The sequence below is a fragment of the Streptomyces sp. NPDC101776 genome (assembly GCF_044766845.1).
Classification (GTDB): domain Bacteria; phylum Actinomycetota; class Actinomycetes; order Streptomycetales; family Streptomycetaceae; genus Streptomyces.
In genome coordinates, this window is sequence record NZ_JBIWMV010000019.1 from 155711 (window position 1) to 172438 (window position 16728).

Here is a 16728-nt window from a genome sequence, read left to right on the forward strand (position 1 = left end):
GCCTCAGGCCATCCAGCGGTCCGGTCGCGCGTCCCTGCGGCCCGTCCGCGACCGCTCGGCCTGGCCGCGCAGCAGCTCCGCGGCCTCCTCCGCGCCCCGCAGACGCGCTGTGACGGTCGCGTTGGCCCCGGTGTCCACGTGCACCTCCGCGAGCCCCCAGAGCCGCTCCCAGGGCCCCTGCGTGAGCCGTACGCTCTGCACCTTCGCGTGCGGCACCAGCGCCAGGCTCCGGCGGAGCAGTCCGTGCCGGGCCGCGAACACCGTGTCGGTGACCGCGAGTCCGTAGCCCCGCCACCACAGCGGCACGCACCGGCCGGCCCGGCGGGGCGGGCGGGACAGCGCCGAGCGCGGGGGCACCGTCACACCGGGCAGCACGCGCGCGACGACCGACTCGGCGATCTCGCGCGGCGCGACCGGCACCAGCACGGAGTTGGACGAACCGGCCACGTCCAGCTCGACCCGCACCCATCCGCGCCGCCGCCACAGCAGGGGCTCCACGATCCGCACGGTCTGCACCCGCCCCGGCGGCACCGTCTCGTGCGTACGGTCCAGCAGCCCGTGGTCGATGCGCAGCCCGTCCGGGGACTCGCCCACCGTCCAGTCGTACTCGCCGACGAACCGCCCCACACTGCTCGCGCCCGCCGCGCCCAGCAGCGGCAGCGCGGTCGCGAGGACCGTCCACACGCTGTGGGTGGCGAACCACAGCAGCGGCGGTACGACGAGTGCGGCGGCCAGTGACCCCCAGGTGGCGCCGGTCAGCACCAGGGACACCGCGAGGACCCCGGCCGGCACGTGCAGCAGTTGCCGCGCGGGCGCCTCGCCGACCTCGTGCGCGGTCTCGGGCGCGAACCCGGCCGCCCGCGCGAGCAGTTCGGCCCGCAGGGCGCGCGCCTCGCCCTCCCCCAGGAAGGCCAGCTCGTCCTTCTTGTCGGTCCCTACGACGTCCAGCTTCAGCTTGGCGACGCCCGCCACGCGCGCGAGGAGGGGCTGGGTCACATCGACGGCCTGGATGCGTTCCAGCCGGATGTGCGCGGTGCGCCGGAACAACAGGCCGGTACGGATGCGCAGTTCGGTGTCGGTCACCGCGAAGTGCGTGAACCACCAGGTCAGAAAGCCGTACAGGGCGGCGGCCGGGACGAACACGGCGAGCCCGATGAGCAGCGTGACCGTGGTCAGCCGGGTCAGCTGCTCCTGCGCCTGGTTGGGGTCGTGCACCGCCCACCCGATGATGACGGCGACCGGCGCCCACGCCCGTCGCAAGGGCGTCACCGGATGCAACCGCCGCTCCACGAGCGGCACTTGCTCCCGTACGACCTCGGCGACCGCTGCGCCCTCCACGGCCTCGGGTACGTCCTTGTCGGCGCCCGGCGTCGTCACAGCCCCGCCGATCGTGCCTCGCCCAGCTCGGTGAGCCGGTCGCGCAGCCGTTCGGCCTCGGCCGGGTCGAGCCCCGGGATGGTCGCGTCGGTCGCCGCGGCGGCCGTGTGCAACTGGACGCTCGCGAGCCCGAAGTGCCGCTCCACGGGCCCCGAGGTCACCTCCACGAGCTGCATCCGCCCGTACGGCACGATCGTCTCGTGGTGCCACAGCACGCCCTTGCTGATCAGCAGGTCGTCGGCGCGCTCGGCATACCTCCAGGAGCGCCAGTTGCGGCCCAGGACCACCCAGCCCCAGACCATGACGCCGAGCGGCAGCAGCGCGAACGCCGCCCAAGCGGGCCCCGCGAACAGGTTCAGGAGCGTGCCCAGGACCGCGGTCAGCAGCCCCAGCCACACCACCAGCAACAGGCGTCGCATCTTCAGCAGCCCTGGCGGCAGCCCGGTCCACACCGGCTCGCTCGCCGCGCCGTCCCGCGCGGCAGTCCCCGTTTCCATGCCGCAAGCGTACGTACGAGAGACTGTGTCCATGACTCCCACGACGGAGACCATGGTCGGGATCGGCGGCGCCGCGGAGAGCACCGACATGGTGCTCAACATCGGCCCCCAGCACCCCTCCACGCACGGTGTGCTGCGGTTGCGGCTCGTCCTGGACGGCGAGCGCATCCAGCACGCGGAGCCGGTGATCGGCTATATGCACCGCGGCGCCGAGAAGCTCTTCGAAGCGCGCGACTACCGCCAGATCATCATGCTCGCCAACCGCCACGACTGGCTGTCGGCGTTCTCGAACGAGCTGGGCGTCGTCCTCGCGGTGGAGCGCATGCTCGGCATGGAGGTGCCCCCGCGCGCGGTGTGGACGCGCACCTTGCTCGCCGAGCTGAACCGGGTGCTCAACCACCTGATGTTCCTGGGGTCCTATCCCCTCGAACTCGGCGGCATCACCCCGGTGTTCTACGCGTTCCGGGAGCGTGAGGTCCTCCAGAACGTCATGGAGGAGGTCTCCGGCGGGCGTATGCACTACATGTTCAACCGCGTGGGCGGCCTCAAGGAGGATCTGCCCGCCGGATGGGCCTCACGCGCGCGTGAGGCCGTCGCCGCGGTGCGCTCCCGGATGGACCGCTTCGACGACCTGGTACTCGGCAACGAGATCTTCCGGGGCCGCACACGCGGAGTGGGGGAGCTGCCCGCGGAGGCCGTGCACGCCTACGGAGTGAGCGGGCCCATCGCGCGCGCCTCGGGCGTCGACTTCGACCTGCGGCGCGACGAGCCGTACCTCGCGTACGGCGAACTCCAGGACACCCTCAAGGTCGTCACGCGCCAGGAGGGCGACTGTCTCGCCCGCTTCGAGGTGCTCCTGGAGCAGACCCACAACGCGCTCGACCTCGCGGAAGCCTGCCTCGACCGGCTCGCCGAGCTGGAGCCCGGGCCGATCAACCAGCGGCTCCCGAAGGTCCTGAAGGCGCCCGAGGGGCACACGTACGCGTGGACCGAGAACCCGCTCGGCATCAACGGTTACTACCTCGTCAGCAAGGGCGAGAAGACCCCGTACCGGCTGAAGCTGCGTTCGGCGTCCTACAACAACATCCAGGCGCTCGCGGTGCTGCTCCCGGGGACGCTGGTCGCGGACATGGTGGCGATCCTGGGGTCGTTGTTCTTCGTGGTCGGGGACATCGACAAGTAGTCGGTGACTACGACAAGCAGGGCTCCCGGACGGTCAGTTCTCCAGCGAGTCCGGGATTCCGACCGACTGCACGAGCCAGCCGAAGTCGCCGAGTCCGCCGGTCGCCGTGAGTTCGGCTGCCTCGCCGGCGCCCGCGAGGGCGCGGACGTACGCAGCCGGGTCGGTGGAGGCCAGCGTGAGCGGGGGGCGCGCGCCTGTGAGGCCGAGGGCGCGCAGGGCGGCGCGTTGGGTGAGCAGGCGTGCGCCGGGGAGTGCGCCCGCTGCCGTGGCCGCCGTAGCACCCGCTTGTGCGCAGGCGTCCAGGGCGACGTGCGCCGTGATGTCGCACGAGCCGTCCGGTACGGGTGCCGTCTCGCGGCCCTCGCGGAAGCCGGTGAGGGTGCCGAACGGGGGGCGGGTGTCCCTGGTGTGCGCGTAGTCGACGGCGACCGCGAGGCCCCGGTCGACGGCGGCGACGGCGGACGCCCAGGCCGTGTCCCTGGGGAGGCCGATCTCGGCGCGCAGCCCCTCGTCGGGCTCCTGCGGCCACCACCGAGCGAGCCACGCGGCCTCCGGGCCGGAGAGGGGCTCCCCGAGGCGCTCGGTCCCGTCCTCCCGTACGAGGACGAGCCGTGGTACGCCCGCGGAGTCCACCTCGGCGACGTCCACGGGCACGTTGTCCAGCCACTCGTTGGCGAACAGCAGCCCGGTGACGCCCTTCGGGGGCTCGCTCAGCCACTCGATCCGGCGATCGAGTCCTTCGGGACGGCCGGCGATCTCGACGGCGTACGCACGCACGCGTGCGGCCACTTCGGCGGGCAGCGCGGCGAGCACGCCGGTGGTCAGCTCACCGCGGCCCGCGGCCAGGTCCACGAAGTCCAGCGCGGCCGGCCTGTCCAGGGCCTCGTCCACCCGGCACAGCAGCCGTGCCACGGCCCCGGCGAACAGCGCCGACGCGTGCACCGACGTACGGAAGTGTCCGGCGGGTCCCTCGGGCCTGCGGTAGAACCCCTGGGGCCCGTAGAGGGCCTCCTCGGCCGCCGCCCGCCAGCCGCGCCACCGGGCCGAGGTGTCTTCCGTCACGTGGTCAGACTAAGTGCACAGGACAACGGGGCCTCCACCTTGGGGAGTACGCGGGGCGTATACGGATCGGTCCTCCGGTTGACCCCCGCACACTTCACGCGTCCCTACGCTGGGTTACGTGCAGCGCCTCTATGACTTCCTCCGCAGACACCCGACATGGGTCGACACCTTCTGGGCTGTCTTCCTGCTGGGGCTGAGCGGCGTGAGCATCGCGAGTACCAGCTACGTGTCGGGCCGGCACGGGACGGTCGCCGGGGCACTCGCGGCGTCCGCCGTGATGTGTGTGGCGATCGCGCTGCGCCGCCGCTGGCCGGAGAAGATGCTCGTCCTGGCCGGGCTCACCGGCCTGGTGCAACTGGTCTTCGACATCGAGCCCGTGGTGGCCGACTTCGCCATGCTGGTGATCGTCTACACGGTCGCCGCGACCGGCGCCCGCTGGGCCTCCCGCTTCGCGCTGGCCGCCAGTCTGACCGCGGCGACCCTGGCACAGATCCGCTGGCCCCAGGAACACACCAGTTCCGCCGGGCTGGTCGCGCTGGCGATCTTCCAGACGGTGCCGTTCGCGCTGGCCTGGGTGCTCGGCGACTCGATGCGCACCCGGCGCGCGTACTTCGCGCAGCTGGAGGAGCGCGCCGCGCGGCTGGAGAAGGAGCGCGAGGCGCAGGCGAAGGTCGCGGTCGCCGCCGAGCGCGCCCGCATCGCACGCGAGCTGCACGATGTGGTCGCGCACAACGTGTCGGTGATGGTGGTCCAGGCCGACGGCGCCGCCTATGTCCTCGACTCCGCGCCGGACCAGGCGAAGAAGGCCCTGGAGACGATCTCCTCCACCGGCCGCCAGGCCCTCGCCGAGATGCGCCGCCTGCTGGGCGTGCTGCGCACCGGCGAGCACAAGGAGGCCGGCGAGTACGTGCCGCAGCCGGACGTCGAGCAGATCGACGACCTGGTCGAGCAGTGCCGTACGTCCGGACTGCCCGTCGACTTCAAGGTCGAGGGCACCCCGCGCCCGCTGCCCAGCGGCGTCGAGCTGACCGCCTACCGGATCGTCCAGGAGGCGCTCACCAACACCCGCAAGCACGGCGGCCCGAACACGGGCGCCAGTGTGCGGCTGGTCTACTTCGACGACGGCCTCGGGCTGCTCGTCGAGGACGACGGCAAGGGCGCTCCGCACGAGCTGTACGAGGAGGGCGGCGCCGACGGCCAGGGGCATGGTCTGATCGGTATGCGTGAGCGGGTGGGCATGGTCGGGGGCACGCTGGACGCGGGCCCGCGGCCGGGCGGCGGCTTCCGCATCAGCGCGCTGCTGCCGTTGAAGCCCGCGCACTGACCTCGCGTAATCCGGGCAGTGACACCTGTAACGCATTGTTGAACGAGCTGTTGAGCCGCATGACGACCTGTCGAACGACCTGTTGAACGATCCATTGAACGACCTGCTGAGCCCATTGTTGAACGATCCTGTTGACGGAACGGAAGAGGACCCGATGGCGATCCGCGTGATGCTCGTCGACGACCAGGTGCTGCTGCGCACCGGGTTCCGGATGGTGCTCGCCGCCCAGCCGGACATGGAGGTCGTCGCGGAGGCGGGCGACGGCGTCGAGGCCCTTCAGGTGCTGGCCGCGACCGCGGTCGACGTGGTGCTGATGGACGTCCGTATGCCGAAGCTGGACGGGGTGGAGACCACTCGCCGCATCTGCCAGGGCGAGAACCCGCCGAAGGTGCTGATCCTGACCACCTTCGACCTCGACGAGTACGCCTTCTCCGGGCTGAAGGCCGGCGCCTCCGGTTTCATGCTCAAGGACGTGCCACCAGGCGAGCTCCTGACCGCGATCCGCTCCGTGCACAGCGGGGACGCCGTGGTGGCGCCCTCGACGACCCGTCGCCTCCTGGACCGCTTCGCCCCGATGCTGCCCGCCACCGGCAAGGAGCCGCAGCGCAAGGAGCTGGAGCGGCTCACCGAGCGCGAGCGCGAGGTCATGATCCTCGTCGCGCAGGGCCTGTCCAACGGCGAGATCGCGGCCCGTCTGGTGCTGTCCGAGGCGACCGTGAAGACCCACGTCGGCCGCATCCTGACCAAGCTCGGCCTGCGGGACCGGGTGCAGGTGGTGGTCCTGGCGTACGAGACGGGGCTGGTGCGGGCGGGCGGGCACGGCTGAGGCTGATCCGACCTGGCCGCGGCCGGCCCCCGCTGTTGGCCCCCGTGGCCGTCCTCGGCCGGCCGGCTTCTGTTTGCGCCGTCCGTCTGCTGCCGTCTGTCTGCTGTCGTCCGTCGGCTATCTGAGGATGCCCTCCAGGAAGTCGCTGCCCAGGCGGGCCACCATCGTGACGTCGAGCTGGTGCAGGACGTAGCGGCCGCGGCGGCGGGTGGTGATCAGGCCGGCCTTCTTCAGGACGCCGAGGTGGCGGGATATCTCGGGGGCGGTCATGCCGTGCACCTGGGTCAGCTCGCTGGTGGTGAACGCGCTGCGGGCCAGGCTGCGGCACAGGCGCATGCGGACCGGGTGGGACAGGGCGGTCATCCGCAGGGTCAGCTGGTCCAGGGAGGTCGGTGCGGCGAGCTTGGGCGTGTTGTGCACGGGGTAGTGCACGACGGGCTGCCAGCCGTACCGGTACAGGACCGTCAGGTGCGGCCAGCCCAGGGCGGTGGGCACCAGGAGGAGGCCGCCGTCCTGTGTCGCCGTACGACCGGTGCCGAGTTTGTCGATCGTGATGAGTGTGGCGGCCTCGTCGACGGTCACCGCGGTGGACATCGACGTCAGTGCCTCCGCCAGGCCCTTGCGGCGCAGGAGGTCCGTCTTGAGGCGGGCGTCGGTGGCGAGTTGGGGGTGCATCCGGGACCAGGTCTCCGCGAAGAACGCCTCGTCGCAGTCCTCCAGGAACTGCCGCAGCCAGGCCCTGGTCCGCGGCGGATCGGCCAACAGCCGTTCGGTGAACGCCAGTTGGTGCGGGCCGCGCGCCGCCGCCTGCTCCAGGGCGCGCCGCCGGATCCCGGCGTCGGTGAGCGGGCCGGGCCCGCCCGTGCTGTAGGAGGTCGTGCAGGTGGTGAACTCCATCGCCGCGTCAACGAACTGCTCGTCCGTCAGCTTGTCCAGCAGGTCCAGCTCCTCGGCGAGCGTGGCCCCGGGGAGCGTGCTCCGGCCCGGGATGCCCGCGTACGGCAGGAAAAGGTCGGAGAACGTCGACCGCCACAGGAAGTCCGCCTCGCACATCCGGTCGGCCAGATGCGGATCGAGCCGGGCGGTCACACCGGTCGCCCAGCCCTGGAGGCCGGGATGGTGCCCGGGCTCGGACATCGCGTGCAGCGCCATGCACAGCTCGCCCAGGGGTGAGGGCGCGAAGGTGATCCGCTCCTGCCGCAGCCCGGTGATGTCGATGTGCACGCTCATGTCCCCAATCGTGCACCCCGCCACTGACAACGCCCCCCTCGTTTGACGGCGCCCGTCAATCGACGCGACAGCCGTCGGCCGGCGGCGCAGCCTGGAGACATGAGCATCACCCAGCAGTACCTCCTCGACACCTACCGAGCCCAGCGGCTCGGCGAGGCCCCACCGCCCCCACCCGGCACCCACGACTGGCAGACCGTCCGCGAGCTGCGTGGCTACCGGCAGTTCCGCGCGGTCGTCGCGGAACGCCCGTCCCACGGTCGGCTACGGCGGCTTCTTGGCCGGTGGCTGCACCTGCACGCGCGTTCGGCCTGCTGACGGCTCGCGGGCGCGATTGCGGATGCCGGGAGCCCGCGCGCGTGCCGCCTGTTGGCGCCGCTCGTGTTCCGCTTCCGGTCGTCCGACGGCCGCTCTCGTGTTCCGGCCGCTGACATGCCCTCGGCGGCCCGGCTGCTGACGCCACGCACGCGTGTCGCCGGGGGACAACCCGCGCGCGGCCACTTTCTACGGGGGCGCGGCGGGCGGTGACGTCAGGACAACGCGCGCGTGCGGCGGGCCGGCACCAGCGTGCCCTGCTTACAGGGGCGTAGGCGGTCCAGGTGCCGCCGCCTGTAGGCGTATCGCCTGTCGGCACCCGGGCTCGCGTTCCACCCTGTCGGCGGCGGCACCCGCGCGGGCCGCTTGCCAACAGCCGTCGAACGCCGTGCACGCCCTCACGGCCGGCCGGTCCCCCGCATCCCGCTGCCGATCCAGCTACCCCGCCCCCTCCCGGCGAGCAGCCTCCTCCTTCAGTCGGACCACGAAGTCCGCGACCGCCGTCTTCACGTCCTCGGCCGTCCACTCCAGGGCGGCGGCCCGTACGTAGACCTCGGTGAACGCCAGACCCGGGCCCTTCGCCTCCCAGGGATTGGCGAAGAGGGCGGTCTTCGTCTCCTCGGCCTGGCGGATCGCCGCCTCCATGACGGCATCGGGGTCGTACGGCAGCCAGACCTGGAAGTCGCTGGTGTGCGGCTGCTCGGGATGAACGCGTGTCCACGGGACCCCGGCCGTCGCGAACCCCTCGCGCAGCGCCTCGGCGATCACGCGCGCGTGGGCCACGTACGCGGGGAGTCGGGGCAGCTCCCGGTCCAGGCCCGCGAGAGCCGTCAGCGCGGTGGGGAACTGCTGGAAGAGCATGCCCCCGTAGCGGTGCCGCCAGGTCTTCGCCTCGTCGATCAAAGTCGTCGGGCCGACGAGCGCGGCGCCGCCGATGCCTTCGAGGGACTTGTAGAACGACACGTAGACGCTGTCGGCCAGGTCGGCGATCTCGTCGAGCGGGCGGCCGAAGTGGGGCGCGGACTCCCACAGGCTGGCCCCGTCGAAGTGGACCACCGCGTCGCGTTCGTGCGCGGCCTCGACGACGGCGGAGAGTTCCTCCCAGGAGGGCAGCACGAAACCGGCGTCCCGGAGGGGCAGTTCGAGCATCAGCGTCCCGAAGGGCTCGGGGAATTCGCGCACCTCGTCGGCGGTCGGCTGCCGCGGCTCGCTCGTCACATGGACCGGGCGCAACCCGCTGACCTGGCTGAACGCGTCCCGTTCGTGCACTTCGGGGTGGGCCAGTGGGTGCAGGGCGACGGTCGGGTTGCCGGTGCGGCCGGCCCAGCAGCGCAGGGCGACCTGCTGCGCCATGGTGCCCGTCGGGAAGAAGGCCGCGGCCTCCTTGCCGAGCAGTTCGGCGACCCGCTTCTCCAGGGTCTCGACGATGCCGCCGCCGTACATGTCCGACGTCTCGTCGAGGTCGTACAGCTCGGCCGCTTCCTGTACGAACGCGAGCCTTTCCCGGAGTGTGCCCAGGAAGCCGAAACGGGCGAGGGCACGCTCCGCGCTCCGGTTCGCGCTGATCCGCCGTTTGCGGCGCTCCAGGCGGCGCTCCTCGTCGGTCGGCGGCTCCGCTCCCCGCTCGGGCCGCTCCGTCTGGTCCTCGCCCTGCTCCGCCGTATCGCTCATGCTCCGGATGATGCCTGGCGCGGGTCCGCGGCAGCACCCGGATTTCCCCAGGTTTTCCCGTACCTCGCGACTGTGCGACTACCCACAGCCTGTGGACAACCGGACGCCTCCCGAACCGATCGCGTTAACATGACGAGAAATCGTCCGGTACCCGGAGCGGACTGGAACGGGAAGGCCGCCGTCGCGTGAGTACATTCCAACAGCCAGAGCCCAAGGACCGCCCCGCGCGGCTCGCCGTCGGTGTCGTCGGCGCCGGCCGGGTGGGCCCCGCGCTGGCCGCCTCGCTCCAACTGGCCGGGCACCGCCCGGTGGCCGTCTCCGGAGTGTCCGACGCATCCAGGCGACGGGCCGCGCTGCTGCTCCCCGACGTGCCGGTCGTCCCGCCCGCGCAGGTCCTGGAGCGCTCCGACCTGGTCCTGCTGACCGTCCCGGACGACGCCCTGCCCGGACTCGTGGAGGGCCTCGCCGACACCGGGGCCGTACGCCCCGGGCAACTGCTCGTGCACACCTCCGGGCGCTACGGCGCGAAGGTCCTGGACCCCGCGCTGCGCGTGGGCGCGCTGCCGCTGGCCCTGCACCCCGCGATGACCTTCACGGGCACTCCCTTGGACGTCCAGCGCCTCGCCGGATGCTCCTTCGGGGTCACCGCGCCCGAGGAGCTGCGGCTGGCCGCCGAGGCCCTGGTGATCGAGATGGGCGGCGAGCCCGAGTGGATCGCCGAGGAGAACCGCCCGCTGTACCACGCGGCCCTCGCGCTGGGCGCCAACCACCTGGTGACCCTGGTCGCCGAGTCCATGGAGCTGTTGCGCACGGCCGGCGTCGAGGCCCCCGACCGGATGCTCGGCCCGCTGCTCGGTGCCGCCCTGGACAACGCCCTTCGCTCCGGGGACGCGGCGCTCACCGGCCCCGTCGCGCGCGGGGACGCGGGCACCGTCGCCGCGCACGTCACCGAGCTGCGCAAGCACGCCCCGCAGACCGTCGCCGGCTATCTGGCGATGGCCCGCGCGACCGCCGACCGGGCCCTGGCCCACGGGCTGCTCAAGCCGGAACTCGCCGAGGACCTCCTCGGAGTACTCGCCAACGGCGCCGAGGGAGATGCCGGATGACCACCACCCTGCTGCGCACCGCCGACGAACTGCACGCACGCACGCGTGCGGGCCGTCGCGCCGTCGTGATGACGATGGGCGCCCTGCACGAGGGCCACGCCACCCTGGTCCGCACCGCGCGCGAGATCGTCGGCCCGGACGGCGAGGTCGTGGTCACCGTCTTCGTGAACCCGCTGCAGTTCGGCAAGGGCGAGGACCTCGACCGCTACCCGCGCACCCTGGACGCCGACCTCAAGATCGCCGAACTCGCGGGTGCGGACGCCGTGTTCGCGCCGTCCGTGGAGGAGGTCTACCCCGGCGGCGAACCCCAGGTGCGCATCTCGGCGGGCCCCATGGGCGAACGCCTGGAGGGCGCGGTCCGCCCCGGCCACTTCGACGGCATGCTCACCGTCGTCGCCAAGCTGCTGCACCTCACCCGCCCCGACGCCGCCCTGTTCGGTCAGAAGGACGCCCAGCAACTCGCCCTGATCCGCCGCATGGTGCGCGACCTGAACTTCGGCATCGACATCGTCGGCGTGCCCACCGTGCGCGAGGCCGACGGCCTGGCCCTGTCCAGCCGCAACCGCTATCTGTCCCCCCAGGAGCGGCGCACCGCACTCGCCCTCTCCCAGGCGCTGTTCGCGGGCCGCGACCGGCACGCCGCGCAGGAGGCGCTGCGCGCACGGGCCCGCGAGGTGCCCGCCACGCACGCGCGTGCCGAGGCGCTCAGCGCCATAGGGGAGTCCCGTGCGGCGGCCGACGCGCACGCCGTCGCCAAGGCCGTCCCCGGCCCCGGCAACCCGGCGTCCGTCCGCGCGGCGGCCCGTCTGGTCCTCGACGACGCCGCCCGCCTGGACCCGCCGCTCGCCCTCGACTACCTCGCCCTGGTCGACCCGTCCGACTTCACCGACGTGGACGAGGACTTCACAGGCGAGGCCGTCCTCGCCGTCGCCGCCCGGGTCGGGACGACCCGGCTGATCGACAACATCCCACTCGCTTTCGGAACCTTCGGAGCCGCCTCGTGACCAGCACAGGCATACGACTGCACGCGCCCGCCCCCGGGTGGTCCATCGCCGCGGACGTGGTGGTCGTCGGCTCCGGAGTGGCCGGCCTGACCGCGGCCCTGCGCTGCGAGGCGGCCGGGCTGCGGACGGTCGTCGTCACCAAGGCCCGCCTCGACGACGGCTCCACCCGCTGGGCCCAGGGCGGTATCGCCGCCGCCCTGGGGGAGGGCGACACCCCCGAACAGCACCTGGACGACACCCTGGTGGCGGGCGCGGGCCTGTGCGACGAGGAGGCCGTACGGATCCTCGTCACCGAGGGCCCCGACGCCGTACGGCGGCTCATCGAGACCGGTGCCCACTTCGACGAGTCCGCCGAGGGACGACTGGAGCTGGCCCGCGAGGGCGGTCACCACCGCCGCCGTATCGCGCACGCCGGCGGGGACGCGACCGGCGCCGAGATCTCCCGGGCGCTCGTCGAGGCCGTACGCGCGCGTGGACTGCGCACGATCGAGAACGCGCTCGTGCTGGACCTCCTGACGGACGACGAGGGCCGTACGGCGGGTGTGACCCTGCACGTCATGGGCGAGGGCCAGCACGACGGCGTGGGCGCCGTGCACGCCCCTGCCGTGGTCCTCGCGACCGGCGGCATGGGGCAGGTCTTCTCCGCGACCACCAACCCGTCCGTGTCGACCGGCGACGGGGTCGCGCTGGCGCTCCGCGCGGGCGCCGAGGTCTCCGACCTGGAGTTCGTGCAGTTCCACCCGACCGTGCTGTTCCTCGGTGCCGACGCGGAGGGCCAGCAGCCGCTCGTCTCCGAGGCGGTGCGCGGCGAGGGCGCCCACCTGGTCGACGCCGACGGCGAGCGCTTCATGGTGGGCCAGCACGAACTGGCCGAGCTGGCGCCCAGGGATATCGTCGCCAAGGGCATCATGCGGCGCATGCAGGAGCAGGACGCCGAGCACATGTTCCTCGACGCCCGGCACTTCGGCGCCGACATGTGGGAGCACCGCTTCCCCACGATCCTGGCCGCCTGCCGCAGCCACGGCATCGACCCGGTCACCGAGCCCGTCCCGGTCGCCCCGGCCGCCCACTACGCCTCCGGCGGCGTCCGCACCGACTCCCGGGGCCGTACGACCGTCCCCGGCCTGTACGCGTGCGGGGAGGTCGCCTGCACCGGAGTGCACGGCGCGAACCGGCTCGCCTCCAACTCGCTCCTCGAAGGCCTCGTCTACGCCGAGCGGATCGTCGCCGACATCACCGCGAGCCAGGCCGGGCACGCCCTCCACGCGCGTGTGCCCGAACCGGTCCCGCACCCCCAGAAGCCCGCGCACCCGCTGCTCGCCCCCGAGGCCCGCTTCGCGATCCAGCGGATCATGACCGAGGGCGCGGGCGTCCTGCGCTCCGCCGACTCCCTCGCCAAGGCCGCCGGACAGCTCCAGCAACTGCACACCGAAGCCCGCGACGCCCTCGACGAGAACGGCAAGACCGCCGAGCCCGGCGTCGACACCTGGGAGGCCACCAACCTCCTGTGCGTGGCCCGCGTCCTGGTCACCGCCGCCGAGCGGCGCGAGGAGACCCGGGGCTGCCACTGGCGCGAGGACCACGCCGAGCGCGACGACAGCGCGTGGCGCCGCCACATCGTCGTACGGCTGAATCCCGATCGCACGCTGGCCGTACACACCACGGACACCGCAGACTTCCCCCCGACCCGGCAGCACCGTCCCCAGGAGCAGTGACAGAAGTGAGCACCCACGACCTTCCCCTCGCCGAGAGCGGCGGCTGCGGCGACGGCTGTGCCTGCGGCGCGGGCGCCGACGCCGAGTATCTGGCGTGCGGCCTGGACCCCGCGCTCGCCGAGCTCCTGGCCGACGCCGGACTCGACCCCCTGGAGGTCGAGGACATCGCCAATGTCGCCATCCAGGAGGACCTCGCCCACGGCGTCGACGTGACGACGGTGGCGACCATCCCCGAAGAGGCCGTCGCCACCGCCGACTTCACCGCGCGCGAGGCCGGTGTCGTGGCGGGCCTCAGGGTCGCCGAAGCGGTGGTCTCCGTGGTCTGCACCGACGAGTTCGAGGTCGAGCGGCACGTGGAGGACGGTGACTGGGTGGAGGCGGGGCAGAAGCTCCTGTCGGTCACCACGCGCACGCGTGACCTGCTGACCGCCGAGCGCAGCGCCCTCAACCTCCTGTGCCGCCTCTCCGGTATCGCGACCGCCACGCGCGCGTGGGCCGACGCGCTGGAGGGCACGCGGACGAAGGTCCGCGACACCCGCAAGACGACGCCCGGGCTGCGCGCCCTGGAGAAGTACGCGGTCCGCTGCGGCGGCGGGGTCAACCACCGCATGTCCCTCTCGGACGCGGCCCTCGTCAAGGACAACCACGTGGTCGCCGCGGGCGGCGTCGCCCAGGCCTTCAAGGCCGTACGGGAGGCGTTCCCGGACGTGGCGATCGAGGTCGAGGTCGACACCCTGCACCAGCTCCGCGAGGTCCTGGACGCGGGCGCGGACCTGATCCTGCTGGACAACTTCACGCCCGGGGAGTGCGCGGAGGCCGTCGGCATCGTCCACGGCCGGGCCGCCCTGGAGGCCTCGGGACGGCTCACCCTGGACAACGCGAAGGTGTACGCCGACACCGGGGTGGACTACCTCGCCGTGGGCGCCCTGACCCACTCCGCGCCGATCCTGGACATCGGCCTCGACCTCCGTGAGGCGCAGTAGTCATGCTCCTCACGATCGACGTGGGCAACACGCACACCGTCCTCGGTCTGTTCGACGGCGAGGAGATCATCGAGCACTGGCGCATCTCCACGGACGCGCGCCGCACCGCCGACGAACTCGCCGTACTCCTCCAGGGCCTGATGGGCATGCACCCGCTCCTCGGGGAGGAGTTGGGCGACGGCATCGACGGCATCGCGATCTGCGCCACCGTGCCGTCCGTCCTGCACGAACTGCGCGAGGTGACCCGCCGCTACTACGGCGACGTGCCCGCCGTCCTCGTCGAACCCGGCGTCAAGACCGGCGTCCCGATCCTGACCGACAACCCCAAGGAGGTCGGCGCGGACCGCATCATCAACGCGGTCGCGGCGGTCGAGCTCTACGGGGGCCCCGCGATCGTCGTCGACTTCGGTACGGCGACCACGTTCGACGCGGTCTCCGCGCGCGGGGAGTACATCGGCGGCGTCATCGCCCCCGGCATCGAGATCTCGGTCGAGGCCCTCGGCGTGAAGGGCGCCCAGCTCCGCAAGATCGAGGTGGCCCGCCCGCGCAGCGTGATCGGCAAGAACACGGTGGAGGCGATGCAGTCGGGCATCGTCTACGGGTTCGCCGGCCAGGTCGACGGAGTCGTCACCCGCATGGCCAAGGAACTGGCCGACGACCCGGAGGACGTGACCGTGATCGCCACGGGCGGCCTTGCCCCGATGGTCCTGGGCGAGGCCTCGGTAATCGACGAACACGAGCCCTGGCTGACCCTGATCGGCCTGCGACTGGTCTACGAGCGCAACGTCTCCCGGATGTGACCCGGTGGCGGGGCGCGGCCGGCGGGCGGCGCCCCGCCGGTGTCGCTGAAGCGCGCCCAACTTGAACACTCCGAGTGCCGTCACGCTCAACGACGGCTGCCAGGTGCGGCGGAGCAGTAGTCCTGGCGGGCGGCGCCCTGTCGGCGTCGCTCAGGCGCGCATACGAGGTGTGGACAGCTACTTGCCCCCGGGGTGCCGACGCGCCCGACGACGGCGTCTCGCGCGCGGGACGGAGCGGTTGCGCGGGGGTGGGTGACGCCCTGCTGGCCTCGTTCACGCGCGCCCAAGGGGGCGACCTCCACCCGCAGGGTGTGTTGCCGCGCTTGAACAGCGCTGCCGCGTGCGCGACGGGGTCGCGTAGTGCCGCCGGGGCGGCGTCCCGCCCCCTGGCCTCGCTCACGCGCGCCCGCGGGTGTCGCCGTCGCTTCCGCCCCCGCAGGGCGCCGCCGCGCCTGAATGCGCTGCCGCGTACGCAACGGGGCCGTAGTTCCGCCAGGCGCGCCCCGCCCCGTCGTCGCCGCTCAGGCACGTACCCGCGAGGTGTCGGCGCCGCTGGCGCCCACACGATGTCGCAGCGCCCGTCGACAACCGCCGTGCGTGCGGCGGCTTGGTACGCAGGGGCGGCGCCCCACCCCCGCTGGCGTCGCCCAGGCGCGTGCCCGAGAAGTGCCGCGTAGGGTGCCGTCACGTCCGACGGAGCCGTAGCACCGCCGGGCGGAGCCCCGCCGACATCTCGCGCGCGCCGCCCGCGAGATGGCCGGCGCCGCGTCCGCCCGCACGGGGCCGCCGCGCCCGACGACAGCTACCGCCCGCGACAGAGCCGTAGCACCGGTCGCAGTCCGGCTCCCCGTGCACCCCGGAGCCACTGCTGCCCGCCCCCCCCCGGGCGAAAACCCCGCGCCACACCCACCCCCTATGTCGAATTTGTCTGATTAGCGCGTATCGTCGCCGCATGCCCACGCCATACGGATCCCGCGGCGGCATGGCGTTCGGTGCGGAGGAGCTGCGTGTGCTCCGTCGCGCTCTCGCCCTCGCCCTCCAGCCCAGAACCGCCTCGGCCGAGGACGTCCAGGACTGTCTCCGGCTCGCCGAATCGCTCGACGAGGCGGTACGCGAGGGAGTCCGGCTGCGTGCCTTCCTGGTCGCCGACCTCGCCCGATACCGCGCCGCCCTGCCCGGCACCACCGCCGGGTACCTCACCCTCCTGGAGGAGGCGCTCGGCGCCGGGTACCGCCCGGACGTCGACGACCTCTCCGCACTGCGGGCGCTGCGCGGGAACCCGTCCGCCGCCGTGCTCCTGGACCGCTGCCTCACCCTCGCCGAACAGGACGTACGCGCGCGTCTGGCCCGTCGTACGACAGCCCGGCCCGCCACCCCGACCGTCCCCGCCTCGCGCACCCGCCTCCTGGCGCTTCCCGGGGGCCTCTCCGTCGCCTTGGGAGAGCCTGTCGGGGAGGACGCCAAGGACCCCGTGCGCAAGCCCGTGGAGCGGCCGGCGCCCACGCCCGCGCCCGCCGCGCCCAAGCCGTCCCGGCCCGTCCCCACCCCGGGCGAGGTCTTCCCCCGGCGCAAACCGGCACCGCCCGCCACGAACCCGCCGCAGCAACTCGCCGCCGGCTGAACCGACCCCGCCCCGTC

The 16728-nt window shown here is 72.9% G+C and carries 15 protein-coding genes; 10 read left to right on the forward strand and 5 right to left on the reverse strand.

The features are described 5' to 3' along the window. Window positions 1-3 precede the first annotated feature (3 nt). Window positions 4-1377, reverse strand: coding sequence for a PH domain-containing protein (locus tag ACIRRY_RS40330; RefSeq protein ID WP_403983320.1), 1374 nt, complete (start codon window positions 1375-1377; stop codon window positions 4-6). Further along, on the reverse strand, window positions 1374-1874 hold the full coding sequence (locus ACIRRY_RS40335) for a PH domain-containing protein (protein WP_403983322.1): 501 nt from the start codon (window positions 1872-1874) through the stop codon (window positions 1374-1376). The genes ACIRRY_RS40330 and ACIRRY_RS40335 overlap by 4 nt, the downstream gene beginning before the upstream one ends. A gap of 31 nt (window positions 1875-1905) precedes the next feature. On the opposite strand from ACIRRY_RS40335, the gene ACIRRY_RS40340 reads away from it, so the two are divergent. Then, the gene (locus tag ACIRRY_RS40340; protein WP_403983324.1) at window positions 1906-3057 is read left to right on the forward strand and encodes an NADH-quinone oxidoreductase subunit D; all 1152 of its coding nucleotides are present in this window, start codon (window positions 1906-1908) and stop codon (window positions 3055-3057) included. Window positions 3058-3090: 33 nt separating this feature from the next. On the opposite strand, the gene ACIRRY_RS40345 is transcribed toward ACIRRY_RS40340, so the two are convergent. Beyond that, window positions 3091-4119, reverse strand: a complete 1029-nt coding sequence (locus tag ACIRRY_RS40345; RefSeq protein ID WP_403983326.1) for an SAM-dependent methyltransferase — start codon at window positions 4117-4119, stop codon at window positions 3091-3093. Window positions 4120-4237: 118 nt separating this feature from the next. Between ACIRRY_RS40345 and ACIRRY_RS40350 the strand changes: the two genes are divergently transcribed. Both ACIRRY_RS40350 and ACIRRY_RS40355 read left to right on the forward strand, forming a co-directional pair. Then, window positions 4238-5443, forward strand: coding sequence for a sensor histidine kinase (locus tag ACIRRY_RS40350; RefSeq protein WP_403983328.1), 1206 nt, complete (start codon window positions 4238-4240; stop codon window positions 5441-5443). Window positions 5444-5597: 154 nt separating this feature from the next. Next, window positions 5598-6269 (forward strand): response regulator, encoded by a 672-nt coding sequence (locus ACIRRY_RS40355; protein WP_403983330.1) that lies wholly within the window; start codon window positions 5598-5600, stop codon window positions 6267-6269. 117 nt (window positions 6270-6386) lie between these two features. Here the strand turns inward: ACIRRY_RS40355 and ACIRRY_RS40360 are convergent, their stop codons facing one another. Continuing rightward, entirely contained in the window at window positions 6387-7499 is a 1113-nt protein-coding gene (locus ACIRRY_RS40360; RefSeq protein WP_403983332.1) for a DUF5937 family protein, read from the reverse strand. A gap of 99 nt (window positions 7500-7598) precedes the next feature. Between ACIRRY_RS40360 and ACIRRY_RS40365 the strand changes: the two genes are divergently transcribed. Beyond that, window positions 7599-7814 carry a hypothetical protein gene (locus tag ACIRRY_RS40365; RefSeq protein WP_403983334.1) on the forward strand — a complete coding sequence of 72 codons (216 nt, stop codon included), beginning with the start codon at window positions 7599-7601 and terminating at the stop codon, window positions 7812-7814. A 435-nt stretch (window positions 7815-8249) separates the two neighbouring features. Here ACIRRY_RS40365 and ACIRRY_RS40370 read toward each other — a convergent pair whose 3' ends face one another. After that, on the reverse strand, window positions 8250-9482 hold the full coding sequence (locus ACIRRY_RS40370; RefSeq protein WP_403983336.1) for a threonine aldolase family protein: 1233 nt from the start codon (window positions 9480-9482) through the stop codon (window positions 8250-8252). Between the two features lie 185 nt (window positions 9483-9667). Between ACIRRY_RS40370 and ACIRRY_RS40375 the strand changes: the two genes are divergently transcribed. From ACIRRY_RS40375 to ACIRRY_RS40400, 6 genes are all read left to right on the forward strand, one after another. Then, window positions 9668-10588, forward strand: a complete 921-nt coding sequence (locus ACIRRY_RS40375; protein WP_403983337.1) for a Rossmann-like and DUF2520 domain-containing protein — start codon at window positions 9668-9670, stop codon at window positions 10586-10588. Continuing rightward, the gene (panC, locus tag ACIRRY_RS40380; RefSeq protein ID WP_403983339.1) at window positions 10585-11592 is read left to right on the forward strand and encodes a pantoate--beta-alanine ligase; all 1008 of its coding nucleotides are present in this window, start codon (window positions 10585-10587) and stop codon (window positions 11590-11592) included. Before ACIRRY_RS40375 ends, panC begins: the two co-directional genes overlap by 4 nt. Beyond that, window positions 11589-13307: an L-aspartate oxidase gene (locus ACIRRY_RS40385; protein WP_403983341.1), complete on the forward strand. Its 1719-nt coding sequence runs from the start codon at window positions 11589-11591 to the stop codon at window positions 13305-13307. The genes panC and ACIRRY_RS40385 overlap by 4 nt, the downstream gene beginning before the upstream one ends. 5 nt (window positions 13308-13312) lie before the next feature. After that, entirely contained in the window at window positions 13313-14290 is a 978-nt protein-coding gene (gene nadC, locus ACIRRY_RS40390; protein WP_403983343.1) for a carboxylating nicotinate-nucleotide diphosphorylase, read from the forward strand. 2 nt (window positions 14291-14292) lie between these two features. Beyond that, entirely contained in the window at window positions 14293-15090 is a 798-nt protein-coding gene (locus ACIRRY_RS40395) for a type III pantothenate kinase (protein WP_200680630.1), read from the forward strand. Window positions 15091-16072: 982 nt separating this feature from the next. Further along, the gene (locus ACIRRY_RS40400) at window positions 16073-16711 is read left to right on the forward strand and encodes a hypothetical protein (protein WP_403983417.1); all 639 of its coding nucleotides are present in this window, start codon (window positions 16073-16075) and stop codon (window positions 16709-16711) included. Window positions 16712-16728 lie beyond the last annotated feature (17 nt).